Source organism: Betaproteobacteria bacterium (assembly GCA_009377585.1).
Taxonomy (GTDB): domain Bacteria; phylum Pseudomonadota; class Gammaproteobacteria; order Burkholderiales; family WYBJ01; genus WYBJ01.
Map to the genome: position 1 here is coordinate 1 of WHTS01000037.1, position 14,863 is coordinate 14,863.

Genomic DNA, 14,863 nt, shown 5'->3' on the forward strand with positions numbered 1-14,863 from the left:
ACACCAAGACGCTCGCGATCGCGGCAATGTAGAGAGGCAGTGCGGGCCTGCCGGAGAAAATGCAGATTCCCACCGGAAGGATGTAGAAGATCCATTCCGCCAGGCCGAGCCGCGTGTAGTAGTCCGCTATGAATACGGAAACCAGCAGGCCGGCAATCAACAAGAGGAGCGTAGTGTTCTTTTCGTTGTCGGGAAACATATGACATTGCGTCGGTGTGATGGCGATGCTCGATATTAGGGCATGGCAGCGACTCGGCGCGATGTTCGCTCAGCGCTAGGGGGCTGCCGCGACGCGACGGCGTGCGGCGCGTGACGCCGTCCTGCAAGCGGGTGCAATAGTTGCAGCGTCTACACGGCCTCGGGTGGCGGTCAGTCCATGAGTCCCGCGCCCGCTGGAGGTGCGTGATGTCGATGCGCTACCGCGTCGTGGGCTTTGTGACCTACGCAGATGACAGGGGAAGGCGCTGCCCGGTCCCAGTGGGCACGCTGGTCGAAGTGAGTCCTGCCGCCGATGGCGGCGGCACCATGACATGGCAAGACCCCTCCGGGCGCACTTGGTCGGAGGCATTGTCCGACAGGCTTCTGGCCCACTACACGATGTCGCATCTGCAGCGCATCGCAGCGCAAGAACCCGTCAGCCGCTATGCGCGCTGGAACCCTCGCGTTCCCCTGGGCGATTTCCGGTATCGACGGCGCGTCTGAAATACGCGCCTGGTCGGCTCGACTTCAGTCGCAGCCCTTGCTACGGTAAGGGATACGACGGACAAGGGAGGCAGCCGATGGATTACTCGGCATACAAGCACATGCTGTTCGAGCGGCGCGAGCGCATTCTGCGAATCACGCTGAACCGGCCGCCGATGAATCCCATCCACTACGAGCTGCATGCCGAGCTCGCCCGTCTCTGGTATCAGGTCCAGGTCGACCACGATACGGATGTCGTCGTCTTCACCGGCGCGGGAGACGTCTTCTCGGCCGGCGGAGACATCCCGATGATGCAGCGGCGCATCGACGACCCGGAGCTGTTCAACCGCAAGAATCTCGAGATGAAGCAGATGATCTTCGGGCTGCTCGATCTCGAAAAGCCGGTCATTGCGCGCATCAACGGCGACTGCATCGGGCTTGCCGCCACACTGGCACTGCTATGCGACATCCTGATCGCCGTCGAGGATGCGCGCTTCGGCGATCCGCACGTGAAGATGGGTTACGTCGCGGGCGATGGCGGCGCCGTGATCTGGCCGCAGCTCGTCGGCTTCGCGAAAGCCAAGGAATATCTGCTGACCGGCGATCTGCTGGGGGCCAAGGAGGCCGAGCGCATTGGCCTCATCAATTACGCGCTGCCGCGCGATCAGCTGGACGCCAAGGTGAATGCGATCGCCGAGAAGCTCGCGAACGGGTCGACCAAGGCCATCAAATGGACGAAGACGTGCATGAACATCCCGCTGCGCCAGCTGGCGCACTCGATCATGGACGCTTCGCTCGCCTATGAAGCCATCACCAACATGGGCGCGGACCACCAGGAAGCCGTCAGGGCGTTTCAGGAGAAACGCAAACCCCGGTTCACGGGGCGCTGAAGCGGCCACGCGCTAATCACGCGGAGCGCGCGCACATCCCAAGCCGTCTGCTGCCGGGCGGCTATTCGTCACGCTGACCCTCTCCGCCCCAGCGCAGGCGGGCGCCTGTTGCGGACGCTCGTCGTCACCGAACATCGAGAAGATACCTACGTCGTCCCAGGCTCAAGACGCCCGCGGACGCGTCGATACGACGTTACAAGAGTCGATGACGACCGCACGAAGGCCGATCGGGTTCGAGCGATTCACCACCGCCATGCTCTCGATTCGCGCCCATCGAAGGTTCTCGACTCCCTGACAAACCACGTGGGATCGAAGCTCCTCTCCGCGGCAGCAAGCTGGGAGTAGGAAGCGTGATGATGACAGGACGCTTCCCGCGCCCGTTGCAGAAGCCCTTCCCGCGAAGCCGCCAAGGAGCGTTGCGAAAATGAATCGATCGCACGGTTTTACGTTGATCGAGTTGATGGTCACCGTTGCGCGGAGAACCGCCCTTCTATGCCGCGCAGTTCAACCAGATCTACTACAACCCGAAGATCACCTATGCCCCGGGGGTCACGTATCTCGGCGCCAGTCTCGGAGACCAGGGCTCACCCTGGAGCGCGGTCGAACGCGATCCGTACACCAGCAACGCCACCGACATATCGCCAGCGAGTATCGCGAGATCGTCTATTGCACGACGAACTATCCTTCGGCGTCGGAGCTCGCGGATCCTGCCAAGTGCCGGCGCAACGGCGTGCACAACGGCATCTTCAAGTACTGGGGAACTGCGGGCGCCAACGTCGCCTATCCGCAGGCGAGCGGCTCGTATTCCACCAGTTTTCGCTATCCGATCTCGGTCGATACAGGGCTCTACTACTTCACCATTACACCGATCGAGCACTGCAGCGATGTCGATCTGACGACCTGCACGTTGTCGTCCACGCCCACCGGCAGCTTCACCATTCCGGCGCCGGTGCGCTATTTCAGGACGACTTCCAACGCGGCCAGCACATCGGCGGTGACCGGCCTGTCCAGCGGGAAACCGAGATGCCAGCGGAAGTTCGACGCGTCGAGCTACCGCTATCCGCGCTACGGCGAGTTCACCCGCACCAACATCGTTTCCGGGACCACTTACCCGCAGGGCGCAGGCTCCACCCGGACCGATTGCGCCAATGCCGCGTCCTGCACCTACGAAGAAGAGATGACGAATTTCGCCAACGGGTACGCGTATTACCGCACCCGGATGCAAATGATGAAGACGGCTACGGGGCGGGCGTTCCTCGCCATCAACGATCGCTACCGGGTGGGATTCGTCACGATCAATCCGAACTCGCCGGTGACCTCGTCCAAGTACCTGGCCATCGACAAGTTCACGAGCACGCAGAAGTCGGACTGGTACGACAAGCTCTACGCGCAAGACACCAACGGCGGTACGCCGCTGCGTCAAGCGCTGTCGCGCGTCGGACGCCACTACGCCGCAGTCACCGACGGAATCAACCGAGGCATGCCGGTCGACCCCATGACGCACTCCTGCCAGCAGAACTTCGCCCTGCTGACGACCGACGGCTACTGGAACGGAAGCGGCGGCAGGAAGATCGATGACAACGCCATCGGCAACCAGGACAACAGCGATTCCGACTGGACCACGCGCGCGGTTGGCGCTTACGACGGCGCGATCAGCGGTGCGTCGGACACGCTGGCGGACGTAGCCGCGTACTTCTACAAGAACGACCTGCGCAGCAGCAGGTCGAAGTCGGCCGACGACGTGCCCACCACCGACAAGGACAGCGCGACCCATCAGCACATGACGACGTTCACGCTCGGCCTGGGATTGCAGGGCCTGATGAACTACACACCCGATTACGAAACGAATTCGACCGGCGACTTCGCCAAGATCAAGACCGGGTCGAGCGGATGCAACTGGGCGAGCGGAACGTGCAACTGGCCCGATCCTGGAAGACGATACTGGTGGCCGGCCTGAACAAGGGTGGCCGCGGCTACTACGCGCTCGACATCACCGATCCGAACAATCCCAAAGGTCTGTGGGAAATCTGCGCCGACAGCGCGCTGTGCGAAGTGTCCGACACCGACATCGGTTACACCTACGGCTATCCGGTGATCACCAAGCGCGCCTCGGACGGCAAGTGGGTCGTTCTCGTCACTTCGGGAATGAACAACGTCTCGCCCGGAAGCGGCCGCGGCTACTTGTACGTGGTCGATCTGGCCACCGGCGCCATTCTGCGCAAAGTCTCGACCGGGGTCGGAGACACCGCCACGCCCTCGGGCCTGGCGAAGATCGGGGGCTATGCGCAGAGCTTCAATACCAACAGCACGAGTCGATACGTCTACGGCGGCGATCTCGAAGGCAACGTATGGCGCTTCGACTTGAGCTCCGATCCGCCCGCCGTTCTGAAGCTCGCCGAGCTGCGCGACGCGACCGGCAAGCCACAATCGATCACCACGCGTCCGGAGCTCGCTTTGATCGAGGGCTACCCGATTGTCTACGTCGGCACCGGCCGCTACCTGGGCACGAACGATCTGCAGGATCCAGCGACGTTGAGCCCGCCGCAGCCGCACGCGTACCAGCAGTCCATTTACGCCATCAAGGATCAAGGTGCAGCCTACGGCGACGCGCGCCAATCCGGCAACTGGGTGGTGCAGACGATCAGCGCCTCGGGGCCGACTGTGCGCACGGTCAGCGACAACGCGGTCGAGTGGACAGCGAAGAACGGCGCAAAGCAGCCCTTCACGGTCAACGTCGGCGGTGACGGTGGTGTCGGGCGGCGCGTATCCTGGCGCGAGGTCGTGCGCTGAGCCGAAGCGTTCGCACGCCTGACAACACATTGCTTTCGAACGACCGCGCTCGCCGGAGGACCCGGCCTGCTCGACCGAGTATCCGCCGACAGGCCGCCGACACGGCGCGCGACAGGCACGCCTGGCAGTGCCCGGTTCGCTACCGCGTCATTCCCACAGCCTCTCCGGCAACGGCAGCCCGGCCAGATCCGAAGCCGTGAGCACCCCGTCGGCCTCGATGCCGATGCGCTCGAGCACGGCAACCAGCTGCCTGCAGTGCTGGGCGGAGTGCCAGGTGCAGCGCTCGAACACGAGGTGCGCGGCCGTGTCGCCGTAGTAGGTTTTGAGGATGCGGGAAAGCGAGCGATCATCGAGCCCGTTCCACCACGTCTCGTAGCGCTTCCAGACGCCTGCGCCGTAGCGGGCGATGTCGTCGCCGCTCCACGACTCCGGCGGCTCGCCGTCCGCAATCCCCTGCGAGTACTCCGCGCCGCCCCAGCTTTCCAGGAACGCTTCACCGATGCGAAACACGTGATAGCAGAGCGTGCGGACGAGACGCGGCCGATGCGGAATGACGCGCTCGCGGAAATGCTCAACCGGAAACTGGCGTGCATAGCGCTGAGCCGCGGCGAACACCATGCCGTACTTTTCGTAGAGCGCCTGCGGCGAGAGCCGCTCCGCACCCGGCATCGGAACGCCCGCCAGCCTGGCAAAAGGATCCAGCATCTGGCCCAACGCGTACTGGTCGCCCTTGGCGAGCACCGGCACCCTGCGCAAGCCATACTTGTTCAGCAGCAGCTCGCGGCCACCCGCGTCGTTCAGCACGTCGATGACCACCATGTCCACACCGCTTTTCGAAAGAAACTCTTTCGTTCGCAGGCAGCTGCTTCACCCAGGCTGGGTGAAATAAAGAAACTTGTCGGCCGGAATTTCCATGGGACATCTCCTCTCGGCGGGATAGCCTTGCGAAGTCTAACCCCAACCACATCCGGACGCTCGGGGATTTCACGACCCCGCTGCGCCGTCCGGACCGGCGGGCAGATAACCGGTGTGCAAGGAACCCGAGGCAGCGTCGACTACTCGATCAGCAGTGCAATCCCCGCAACGATCAGCGCCGCATGAACCATGCGGTGGAAATGAAGATCGGTGACACCGTTCGGCACGAAATGCAGGATCATTGCGCCCGCGATCGCGGAGAATGCGAATCCGACGGTGCTGGAGATGACCGCAGCCAGAAACAACAGCAGCCAGACAGCCGATCCGCGCGCGAGCTGCTCCGAGCCCGAGAGTTGATTCATCCAACCGGCCGCCGGAGCCAGCGCGGCAAGCAGCACCCACATGGCTGCCGCGCACCCGACGATGCCGAAACCGATGAGATACAGGCGCCGCGATGTCGATCTGGCTGTCATGGACACGAACACCTCCATCCACGAGAGCGAGCGAGTCTGCGATATCTGCGGGTTCGCCGTATCCGCCGTTGGTCTCAGCCTTTGGCGCTGGGTCGCCGTATCCCTGGTCCATGGCGCATGCGAGCCCGATTACCGCGGCCGGGCTTGGGGATGCTCGGAAACGGGCGCCGGGAACTTTACCGCACGAACCGAGGTCACCCTAGACTTCGACCATGATTCGTAAGCCCACATGCCAAACGATTCCAAACTTCTGAGGGTGCGGTTCCGCGACGTAGCGCTGGGCCAGTCTTTCTACGACCCGATCAGCGCCGAGTACTTCGTCAAGCGCAGCGAAGCCCATGCCGCAATGATCAGCGGGATGGGCGATGGCACGATGCCCGACGAGTTCGAGGCCGATGACGTCGTGGGTATCGGCCAGAACTAGGGAATGACGACGACCGCCGGGGCGAGGGGACCCAATAGCCCTTTTTAACCTCGGCCGGTCTCGGCAACAGGCAACGGGGCTTCTGCATCGATGCCACACAACCGAGCGGGCTCGAAAAACCCCGCAAACGACCGCGCTCGGTCCCGTTCAATAAGCGCTCGCCCGACCCCCGGGAACCCACGCCGTGGGCGCGAGCGCCTGGTCGTCGCTGATGCAATCGAGCACGACCGGCTTGTTCAGGCCGAATGCCCGCGGCAGCATCTCCTGCAACTGGGCCGGCGTCTCGACCCGCCAGCCGACGCAGCCAAGTGCCTCGGCCACCCTCGCCAGATCGGCGTCCTTGGAAAAGCGCCACATCTCGCCCGATCGGGCATCGCGCTTTTCCTTGTAAGCCGCTTGCACCAGCGGAATCTCCTGGTTGAGCGAGCTGTTGTTGTTGATCACGACCACGAGGTTGATCTTGTGCCGGGCGGCGGTCTCGAACTCGGGCAAGTGGTAGTAGAGCCCGCCGTCGCCGGTGAAGAGCACCACGGTCCGGTCGGGCAGCGCGCACTTGACGCCCATCGCACCGGGCAACCCCCAGCCGAGCGAGCCCTCGCAGCGGATGTAGCGCTGGCCCGGTCTTACGATGTCGATGAGCTGCCCGGACCACATCCCGGCGTGGCCGGTATCGGAAACGACCACGCCATCGTCCGGAAGCGCTGCGGTGATCTCCTTGCAGATGCGCTCGGGGCGCATCGGCACCGCGTCGGAGTTGCGCATCGCGTCCGCCGCAGCACGCCACTCGGAGACCAGCTGCTGCACGCGGCCCGTCCACGCGCGCGTGCTCTCGCCGGAGCGCTTCGGCGCTGCATCGATCATCATTCGCAAACCGACCTTCGCATCGCCCTGGAGCGATACGGCATTGACATAGTTGCGTCCGAGCTGCTCGGGATCGATGTCGAGCTGGATCACGCGCGTGCCGGGCGCGGGTATCTTCCAGGTCGCGGTGATCTGGCCGCCCGCGTGCGTGCCGACGAAGAACACGAGGTCGGCTTCCGAAACGGCCTTGTTGGCGCAGACGCGCGAGTACGTTCCGACCACGCCGACCGACAGGGGATGGTTGTCGAGAATCGCGCCTTTCGCACTGAGCGAGGTAGCCACGGGAATGTGCAGCTTCTCGGCGAGCTCGATGAGCTCGGCCTGAGCCTGCGATGCGACCAGGCCGCCGCCCGCCACGATCACCGGTTTCTGCGCGGCTGCGAGCATCTCGACCGCTGCGCGCACGCGCTCGGGTTCGGGCGCAGGGCGAAACGGCGGCACGCGGCCGAACTGCGCTTCGGCGATCGGCGTGAGATCGGCCTCGCCCTCGATGCCCTGACCGTGCGAGCCGCGCAGGCGCATGTGCACCGGGCCCGGTGCGCCCGAGGTCGCGGCACGAAACATGTGGTTCAACAGGTCCGGCAGCCGCGCCAGGTCGTCGAGCGTCATGTTGAGCTTGGTAACCGAGTCGAACTGGCTCAGGTCCTCGACTTCCTGGTACGCGTGGCGATAGCGGCCCGGCGTTCCCGGACCGCCCGTCATGGCGATGATCGGTGTATGCGCCATGAACGGATCGCGCAATCCGGCGGCGAGATTGGAGGCGCCGATCTGCTGTGCAAGGCAAACGCCTGGCGCGCCCTTGGCGCGCGCATAGCCATCGGCCATGTACACCGCTGCCTTCTCGCCGTGCGTGAGTATCTTCTGCACGCCGAGGCTGTCCATCTCGGCCAGCGCATCCATCAGGATCGTCGGCACGAAGAATACGTGCGTGACGCCGTAGCTCTTGAACACTTCCGCGACCAGACGCGATCCGGTCATCCTCGGCATGATGGTTCTCCTCCGTTCGAATCCGCTTGTATCGACGGGTGTCTGCCGCGACGCTCGGCTGCCACCCTCACCCCTAGCCCCTCTCCCGGGGGGAGAGGGGAATCAACCGCGGTGCCGCTAAGCGGCCGTGGCGTCGCTACGGCTGCGTGTCAACGCCTGCGCCGGCGTCTCGATCGCATAGAGCCGGGCGCAGTTGTCCCACAGGATCTTGCGCCGTTGCTCGTCGGAAAGCGGCAGACCGAGGAATTGCGCGATCGCCTCGGGAAACGCGCCGTCCGAATGCGGGTAGTCGCTGGAGACGACGAAGTATTGCGCGCCCAGCTTGTTGATCGCGTCGACCGCCGGCTCTTCGTCCACATCGAGCGCGATGTAGCACTGGCGCTTGAAGTACTCGCTCGGCGGCATCGACAATTGCACTTCGCAACCCGGGCCGAACTTCTCCCAATGGTCGTCGAGGCGCCATAGCCACCAATCCAGCCACCCGGCCGTGCCTTCGAGGAAAGCGCAGCGCAGCTTCGGATGCCGTTCCAGCACGCCACCCGTCGTCATGCTGCCGATCGCGCCCATGTGCTCGACCGGGTTGCGGATGGCATGCGCGATCGGATGGAAGTTCGCGTGCCCGACGAAACGTCTGCCCGCATCGTCCTTGAGCGAGCTGTTGCCGGTGGGATGGAAGCCGATCGGTACATCGAGGCGCTCGAGCTCGTTCCATAGCGGCTCGCACGCTTCGTCGTGCAAGTGCTGGCCGTTGACCGGATTGGGGCAACCGATGACGGCGACCGCGCCCAGATCGCGCACGCAGCGGCGTGCCTCCTCGGCAGCCATGCCGATATCGTGCATCGCGATTTGCGCGGCGAACTTGAGCCGTTGCGGGTCCGTCTTGCAATAATCGGCGGCCCAATTGTTGTAGGCGCGGGCGAGCGCGGCGGCATAGTCGGGAGCCAGATCGTCGTGGCAAAGGATCTGGCGCCCGCGCGTGCCGTACATCACCGCGACGTCGATGCCTTCGATATCCATCGCGGTCAGGGTCGATGGCGCATCGAACCCGCGCGATCGAGCGACATTGAAATGCGGATGGCGCGAACGGCTGCGCCGTCGCAATTCGCGGCTTTGCGCGTCCGCGCCCGCCGACTTCGCGAATGCCGGAATCGCGAGCCCCTGCACTTCCATCCCCCGGATGGTGTCGGCATTGCCCTTGTCTTCGGCGCTGGACGTCAACTGCTGCTGCTGGCCGCCGAAGAAGCGCGGCGGATTCGCCCGGTGCGGCTCGTCCAGGTATCGGGCCCAGAGATCGTCGGGCTCCATCATGTGCAGGTCGCTGTCGAGTATCAGGTAGCCTTCGCGTGCCATGATCGCCTCCTTCGGTGTGGCTTGTGAGTGCAAAAAGCATGCGCCCGGCGGGCGTGTGCGGTCAAGCGAAGCCGGGATGGCCGGTCAGTCGCCCGCGCGGGCGACTCGGATGCGCTACTTTTCACCGCTACGCTGCTCGAGCGTGCGCACCATCTGTCCGCACAACGGACTGTCGGATGCCTCGGACACGCAGAGCCGGAGTTTGTGCGCGCCCGCGAGCACCCAGACGACGAACACCAGCAGCACGGCCACCATCCAGATATGCCGATCGAGTACGAATCGCGGAGTAGCCATCCGGGCGATCCGCATCACGGGTCGGGTTACCGCCGCGAACAATTTGTAGACGAAATTGGATTCGCGCGAGCGTCCGGCGATCAGCCACAGGATGCCCTGCCCGACCAGGCTCAAGGCCAGGATCTCGCTGATCGCCTTGACGATGGAGACGAACAGAAGCACGCGCGTCGAGATTCTTCGAGTAAGATCGGCGGATTATAGCGGCCGCTCTGCCACGGCCGCCGGCCTTATAGCGGCCTCCCTACAACGGCCGCCGGCCTTCGCGACGTGAGCATACCTTCCCGAACAACATGATTTTCCATCCAGCCGAGCCGCGCGTGCTGGCGGTGCTCGACTGGGAGCTCTCCACGCTCGGGCACCCGCTGGTCGACTTTGCCTACCACTGCCTGGACTGGAAGCTGCCGCCTGACATGCTGGGGCGCCTGGGCGGCATCGACGTGGAAGCCCTCGGCATCCCCTCGATGGAAGCCTATGCCGAAGCTTACTGCCGCCGCACGGGGCGCCAGTCGATCGAGCACTTCGACTACTACCAGGCGTTCGGCCTGTTTCGCATCGCCGCGGTCCACCAGGGCATCGTCAAGCGGATCGAAGACGGCAGCATCTCGAGTCCCGAAGCGCGCGCGGTCGCCCGACCGGCTTACCTGGCCGACCTGGGCTGGCAACAGGTCGAGAAGATCCTCGCGCGACGGCGCTGAAGCCTCGCAGCGAGGACCTCAGCGGTCGGTCGTCAGCACCACCTTGCCGGCTACTTCGCGCCGCGCGAGCGCGTTCAGAGCATCGGCCGCACGCGCGAGCGGATAGGTCGCCGAGATGTGCGGCTTGATTTTTTCCTCGGCAAACCAGTGGCCCAGTTGTGCGATGTTGGCCTGGTGCTGCGCCCAGTCGCGCTTGGCGAATGCGCCCCACCATACGCCGACGATGCTGCAGCCTTTGATGAGCGGCAGATTCAGAGGAATTTTCGGGATGTCGCCGGCCGCGAATCCGACCACCAGCAGGCGCCCGCCCCAGGCCATGTCGCGCAGCGCCGGTTCGGTATACGGCCCGCCGACCGGATCGTAAACAACGTCCACGCCCTTGCCCCCGGTGATTGCTTTCACTCGGGCGCGCATGTCCTCGGTCGCGTAGTTGATGGTTTCGTCGGCGCCGTGGGCCCGGCATACCGCGAGCTTCGCGTCGTTCGACGCGCACGCGATCACCTTCGCGCCCAGAATCTTGCCGATCTCGATCGCGGCGATCCCGACGCCACCCGAGGCGCCGAGCACGAGGAGCGTCTCGCCGGCGCGCAAGCGGCCGCGCTCGATGAGGCCGTAGTACGACGTACCGTAGGCGAGCCCCAGGGTTGCGGCGCTCGCGAAGTCCATCCCTTCCGGCATCGCGATCAGGTGATCGGGCTCGGCCAGCACTTCCTCGGCGAAGCCGCCGTAGGTCGTTTGCGCGATCACGCGCTCGCCGACTTTCCAGCCCTCGACCCCGGCACCAACCGCTTTCACCACGCCCGCCACTTCGGAGCCGGGCGAGAACGGCAGCGGCGGCTTGTGCTGGTACTTGTTCTGAATGATCAGCGTATCGGGAAAGTTGACGCCGGCCGCCTTGACGCTCACGACGACCTTGCCCGGTTCGGCGACAAGCGGCGCGCATTCTTCGAGCAGCAACGATTCGGGCGGTCCCCAGGCCTTGCACAAAACCGCCTTCATGCGCGCGTGCTCTCCTCGCGGTACTTGCCGAGCTCCATGCGCGCGATCTGGTCGCGATGGACTTCGTCCGGCCCGTCGGCGAAGCGCAGGATGCGGGCGCGCGCCCATTGGTGGGCGAGCGGGAAATCCTGGCACACGCCGCCGCCGCCATGCGCCTGGATCGCCCAGTCGAGCACCTGCAGCGCCATGTTCGGCGCGGACACCTTGATCATCGCGATCTCTCGCCGCGCCACCTTGTTGCCCACCGTATCCATCATGTACGCGGCCTTGAGCACGAGCAGGCGCGCCTGCTCGATCATGATGCGCGCCTCGGCGATGCGCTCGCGCGTGACGCCCTGCTCCGCCAGCGTCTTGCCGAACGGCGCCCGGGTGCGCGCGCGCTTGCACATCAGCTCCAGCGCCCGCTCCGACGCGCCGATGAGGCGCATGCAGTGATGGATGCGTCCGGGGCCGAGACGACCCTGCGCGATCTCGAAGCCGCGCCCTTCGCCGAGCAGAATGTTCTCCTTCGGCACCCGCACGTTCTCGTACAGCACGTCGCCGTGCGCGTTCGGAATGTCGGAATAGCCGAACACGGTGAGGTGGCGCAGGATCTTCACGCCGGGTGTATCGCGCGGGATCAGCACCATCGACTGCTGGCGGTACTTGTCGCTGTTGTCCGGGTCGGTCTTGCCCATGAAGATGATGAGCTTGCAGCGTGTGTTGAGCACGCCCGAGGACCACCACTTGCGGCCGTTGATGACGTAGTGATCGCCGTCGCCGCGGATGGTCGCCTGGATGTTGGTCGCATCCGAGGACGCGACATCAGGCTCGGTCATGGCGAAGTTCGAGCTCATCTCGCCCTCGAGCATCGGCTCCAGCCATTGCTGCTTCTGCGCCTCGGTGGCATAGCGCTCGAGCGTTTCCATGTTGCCGGTGTCGGGCGCGTTGCAGTTGAACACGAACGGCGCCCAATACACCCGCCCCATGATCTCGCACAGCGGCGCGTATTCGAGATTGGTGAAGCCGGCGCCGTGCTTCGAATGCGGCAGGAACAGGTTCCACAGTCCCTGCGATTTCGCCTTGGCGCGCAGCTCGAGCAACAGCGCCGGATAGTCCGAGGTGTCGCAGCGCGCCGCCTCCTCGTCGAAGCGGCGCTCGTTCGGATAGATATGCTGGTCCATGAAGTCCGTCAGGACCTTCTGCCAGTGCTTCACCTTGTCGCTATATTCGAAGTGCATGGGAATGGTCCCGTGGTGAGTGGATCGTAGCGGCTGCCGGAGCGGCACGTTGCATGCCGACCGCGGCGACAGGCTGTTCGTTCTTCGGCGACTTTAGCATGCGTGTCGGGGGCCAACCAGCGCGGAAAGCAATACGCGGACCGTGCGGTCCCGCCCCCGGTCGCGGCGATACAATCGACCGCGTCAGTGCCACGGTGCACGTCAGAAGGACTTTGATAAACCTGATCTGCACGGTGCACGTCAGAAGGACTTTGATAAACCTGATCTGGCGTCATTCCCGCGAACGCGGGAATCCAGCGCATTCAATTGCATCCCTGGATTCCCGTTGGCACGGGAATGACGTTTCCAGATCATGCTTAAGTGAAGTCACCGTCCCGAATGGACCGCACTTGCGTTGCCTGTCCTTTCATCGCCAACCAAGGATGCCTCGAACGCCATGAAGCTCTTCAGCCTGACCGAAAAAGTCGCCATTGTCACCGGATCGACCCGCGGTATCGGCCGCGCCATCGTCGAGCAGATGGCGCTGGCGGGCGCCAAGGTCGTCGTCTCGAGCCGCAAGCCCGAGGCGTGCGACAAGACGCTCGCCGAGCTGAAAGCCGCCGGTCACGAAGCGATCGCCGTTGCCTGCAATGTCGGTTACAAGGACCAGTGCGAGCGCCTGATCCGAACGACGCTCGATACCTGGGGCCGCGTCGATGCGCTGGTGCTCAACGCCGCGATCAATCCCTACTTCGGCCCGATGCAGGACATGAGCGACGAGGTGTTCGACAAGATGATCGCGACCAACCTCAAGGCGCAGCTGTGGCTGTGCAAGCTCGTCTGCCCGCAGATGGCCGCGCTCGGCGGCGGGGCCATCGTCATCATCTCCTCGATCGCCGCGTTGCGCGGCAACTCGAAACAGGGGATGTACGGCTTGTGCAAGGCCGCCGACATCCAGCTCGCGCGCAATCTCGCCCTGGAATGGGGCGCGCAGGGCACCCGGGCGAACGCGATCTCTCCGGGATTGGTGAAGACCGACTTCGCGCGCGTGCTGTACGAGGATCCCGAGCGCCTGAAACGGCGGCTGGAATCGATTGCACTCGGGCGACTGGGCGAACCGAACGACATCGCAGGAATCGCCGTCTGCCTCGCCTCGGACGCCGGGCGCTTCGTCACCGGGCAGAACTTCGTCGTCGACGGCGGCGAAACGATTCGCGAGAACATCTGACCGCTCAGCGCAGCAGGATCAGAATCACACCGAGCGCAGTGAGAGCTACCCCCGTCAACAGCCGGGGGGTGACACGCTCCGCACGCATCAAGGCCACGTGCACGCCCAGCGTCACCAATGGTGCGGTCGCGACGATCGGAGCGACCACGCTGACCTCGCCGTGCTGAAAGGCCGCATACATCGCCACCAACCCCACGCCGTTCATCAACCCGGAGGCCGCGAACCAGCCCAGCGCCATGCGTGCGGGGATGGCATCGCCGCGCAGGAAGAGGATCAGCGCGACCACGACCGTAGAGGTCGTGTACGCGACCAGTGTAGCGGCATACGGACTCGGCCATAAGAGCATCCCGAAGGCAACCAGGATCTGCGCGACCGCACGGATCACCGCCGATGCGAGCGGGAAGGCGACCGAACGCGAGCTGAACAGGCGATGCGCATCGCGCACGCCCCCGCGACCGCTGAGCACCGCGATCCCGACGACGATCACCAGCGTGCCGAGCAGCCCCCTGAGCGCGAGCGTTTCGCCGAGCAGTGCGACTGCGGCGATGTAGGTGAACAACGGGGTAGTGCCGGAGATGCTCGCCGTGAGTGAAGGACCCAGCCGGCGGTTGCCTTCCAGCATCAGCAGCGTCACCGTGGCAGGAAAGAACAATCCGACCAGCGCGAAGAGGGAAAGCGCCGTCGCCGAGAAGCCCGCGGCGGTCCAGAACCATGGCGCGGCGAGCCAGAAGAAAAGCGCCGCGCTGGCATTGGCGACTACGGCGCCCGGCAGCGTCGGAACCGCGCGCACGCCAAGCTGGGCCGCGACGATCGCCAACCCGAACAGGATGGCGGCAATGAATGCGAGCGGAATCGGCGCCGAAAGTGCAGTCACGCTGCACTATACGCGATCGACCGCGCCCCTTCGCGAGCGCGACGACGGGATGGTCGCCCTCACCCCTGCCCCTCTCCCGGAGGGAGAGGGGAGAAAAAAACTTCCCGCAAGGAAGGCTCTTCCCACATAGAAAAGCCTCGCGCACGGCGAGGCTCTCCATCGTCCACGGACCGTCCGGATTGAGCGTCGCAAGACGCTCCAAT

The 14,863-nt window shown here is 64.6% G+C and carries 15 protein-coding genes and 1 pseudogene; 7 read left to right on the top strand and 9 right to left on the bottom strand.

Going from position 1 to position 14,863, the window contains the following annotated elements:
- Nucleotides 1–199, bottom strand: a 199-nt coding sequence (locus tag GEV05_13755) for a hypothetical protein (GenBank protein MPZ44443.1), incomplete at its 3' end; no start/stop codon positions are given.
- A 206-nt stretch (nt 200–405) separates the two neighbouring features.
- On the opposite strand from GEV05_13755, the gene GEV05_13760 reads away from it, so the two are divergent.
- From GEV05_13760 to GEV05_13775, 4 genes are all read left to right on the top strand, one after another.
- Nucleotides 406–702, top strand: a complete 297-nt coding sequence (locus tag GEV05_13760) for a hypothetical protein (GenBank protein MPZ44444.1) — start codon at nt 406–408, stop codon at nt 700–702.
- Nucleotides 703–779: 77 nt separating this feature from the next.
- A complete protein-coding gene (locus GEV05_13765) occupies nt 780–1,571 on the top strand; it encodes an enoyl-CoA hydratase/isomerase family protein (GenBank protein ID MPZ44445.1) in 792 nt (263 codons plus the stop codon).
- 424 nt (nt 1,572–1,995) lie between these two features.
- Nucleotides 1,996–3,528 carry a prepilin-type N-terminal cleavage/methylation domain-containing protein gene (locus GEV05_13770; protein MPZ44446.1) on the top strand — a complete coding sequence of 511 codons (1,533 nt, stop codon included), beginning with the start codon at nt 1,996–1,998 and terminating at the stop codon, nt 3,526–3,528.
- Nucleotides 3,462–4,361, top strand: coding sequence for a hypothetical protein (locus tag GEV05_13775; GenBank protein MPZ44447.1), 900 nt, complete (start codon nt 3,462–3,464; stop codon nt 4,359–4,361). The genes GEV05_13770 and GEV05_13775 overlap by 67 nt, the downstream gene beginning before the upstream one ends.
- Before the next feature lie 147 nt (nt 4,362–4,508).
- On the opposite strand, the gene GEV05_13780 is transcribed toward GEV05_13775, so the two are convergent.
- Together GEV05_13780 and GEV05_13785 are read right to left on the bottom strand one after the other, a co-directional pair.
- Complete coding sequence (locus GEV05_13780; protein ID MPZ44448.1) at nt 4,509–5,180, bottom strand: NrdH-redoxin; 672 nt, start codon at nt 5,178–5,180, stop codon at nt 4,509–4,511.
- A 236-nt stretch (nt 5,181–5,416) separates the two neighbouring features.
- The gene (locus GEV05_13785; protein MPZ44449.1) at nt 5,417–5,749 is read right to left on the bottom strand and encodes a hypothetical protein; all 333 of its coding nucleotides are present in this window, start codon (nt 5,747–5,749) and stop codon (nt 5,417–5,419) included.
- 229 nt (nt 5,750–5,978) lie between these two features.
- Here GEV05_13785 and GEV05_13790 point away from each other — a divergent pair, with 229 nt between their 5' ends.
- Complete coding sequence (locus tag GEV05_13790) at nt 5,979–6,173, top strand: hypothetical protein (GenBank protein MPZ44450.1); 195 nt, start codon at nt 5,979–5,981, stop codon at nt 6,171–6,173.
- 147 nt (nt 6,174–6,320) lie between these two features.
- Here GEV05_13790 and GEV05_13795 read toward each other — a convergent pair whose 3' ends face one another.
- The 3 genes and pseudogenes from GEV05_13795 to GEV05_13805 form a co-directional block, all read right to left on the bottom strand.
- A complete protein-coding gene (locus tag GEV05_13795) occupies nt 6,321–8,021 on the bottom strand; it encodes a thiamine pyrophosphate-binding protein (protein ID MPZ44451.1) in 1,701 nt (566 codons plus the stop codon).
- Between the two features lie 117 nt (nt 8,022–8,138).
- Nucleotides 8,139–9,371, bottom strand: a complete 1,233-nt coding sequence (locus GEV05_13800) for an amidohydrolase family protein (GenBank protein ID MPZ44452.1) — start codon at nt 9,369–9,371, stop codon at nt 8,139–8,141.
- Between the two features lie 216 nt (nt 9,372–9,587).
- A pseudogene (locus tag GEV05_13805) lies at nt 9,588–9,839 on the bottom strand (hypothetical protein).
- 116 nt (nt 9,840–9,955) lie between these two features.
- Here GEV05_13805 and GEV05_13810 point away from each other — a divergent pair.
- Nucleotides 9,956–10,360, top strand: a complete 405-nt coding sequence (locus GEV05_13810) for a phosphotransferase (GenBank protein ID MPZ44453.1) — start codon at nt 9,956–9,958, stop codon at nt 10,358–10,360.
- 18 nt (nt 10,361–10,378) lie between these two features.
- Here GEV05_13810 and GEV05_13815 read toward each other — a convergent pair whose 3' ends face one another.
- Both GEV05_13815 and GEV05_13820 read right to left on the bottom strand, forming a co-directional pair.
- Entirely contained in the window at nt 10,379–11,359 is a 981-nt protein-coding gene (locus GEV05_13815) for a zinc-binding dehydrogenase (protein MPZ44454.1), read from the bottom strand.
- On the bottom strand, nt 11,356–12,579 hold the full coding sequence (locus tag GEV05_13820) for an acyl-CoA dehydrogenase (GenBank protein MPZ44455.1): 1,224 nt from the start codon (nt 12,577–12,579) through the stop codon (nt 11,356–11,358). Before GEV05_13820 ends, GEV05_13815 begins: the two co-directional genes overlap by 4 nt.
- Nucleotides 12,580–13,015: 436 nt before the next feature.
- Here GEV05_13820 and GEV05_13825 point away from each other — a divergent pair, with 436 nt between their 5' ends.
- On the top strand, nt 13,016–13,786 hold the full coding sequence (locus GEV05_13825; GenBank protein ID MPZ44456.1) for a glucose 1-dehydrogenase: 771 nt from the start codon (nt 13,016–13,018) through the stop codon (nt 13,784–13,786).
- A 4-nt stretch (nt 13,787–13,790) separates the two neighbouring features.
- Here the strand turns inward: GEV05_13825 and GEV05_13830 are convergent, their stop codons facing one another.
- A complete protein-coding gene (locus tag GEV05_13830) occupies nt 13,791–14,660 on the bottom strand; it encodes an EamA family transporter (protein ID MPZ44457.1) in 870 nt (289 codons plus the stop codon).
- Nucleotides 14,661–14,863: the final 203 nt, after the last annotated feature.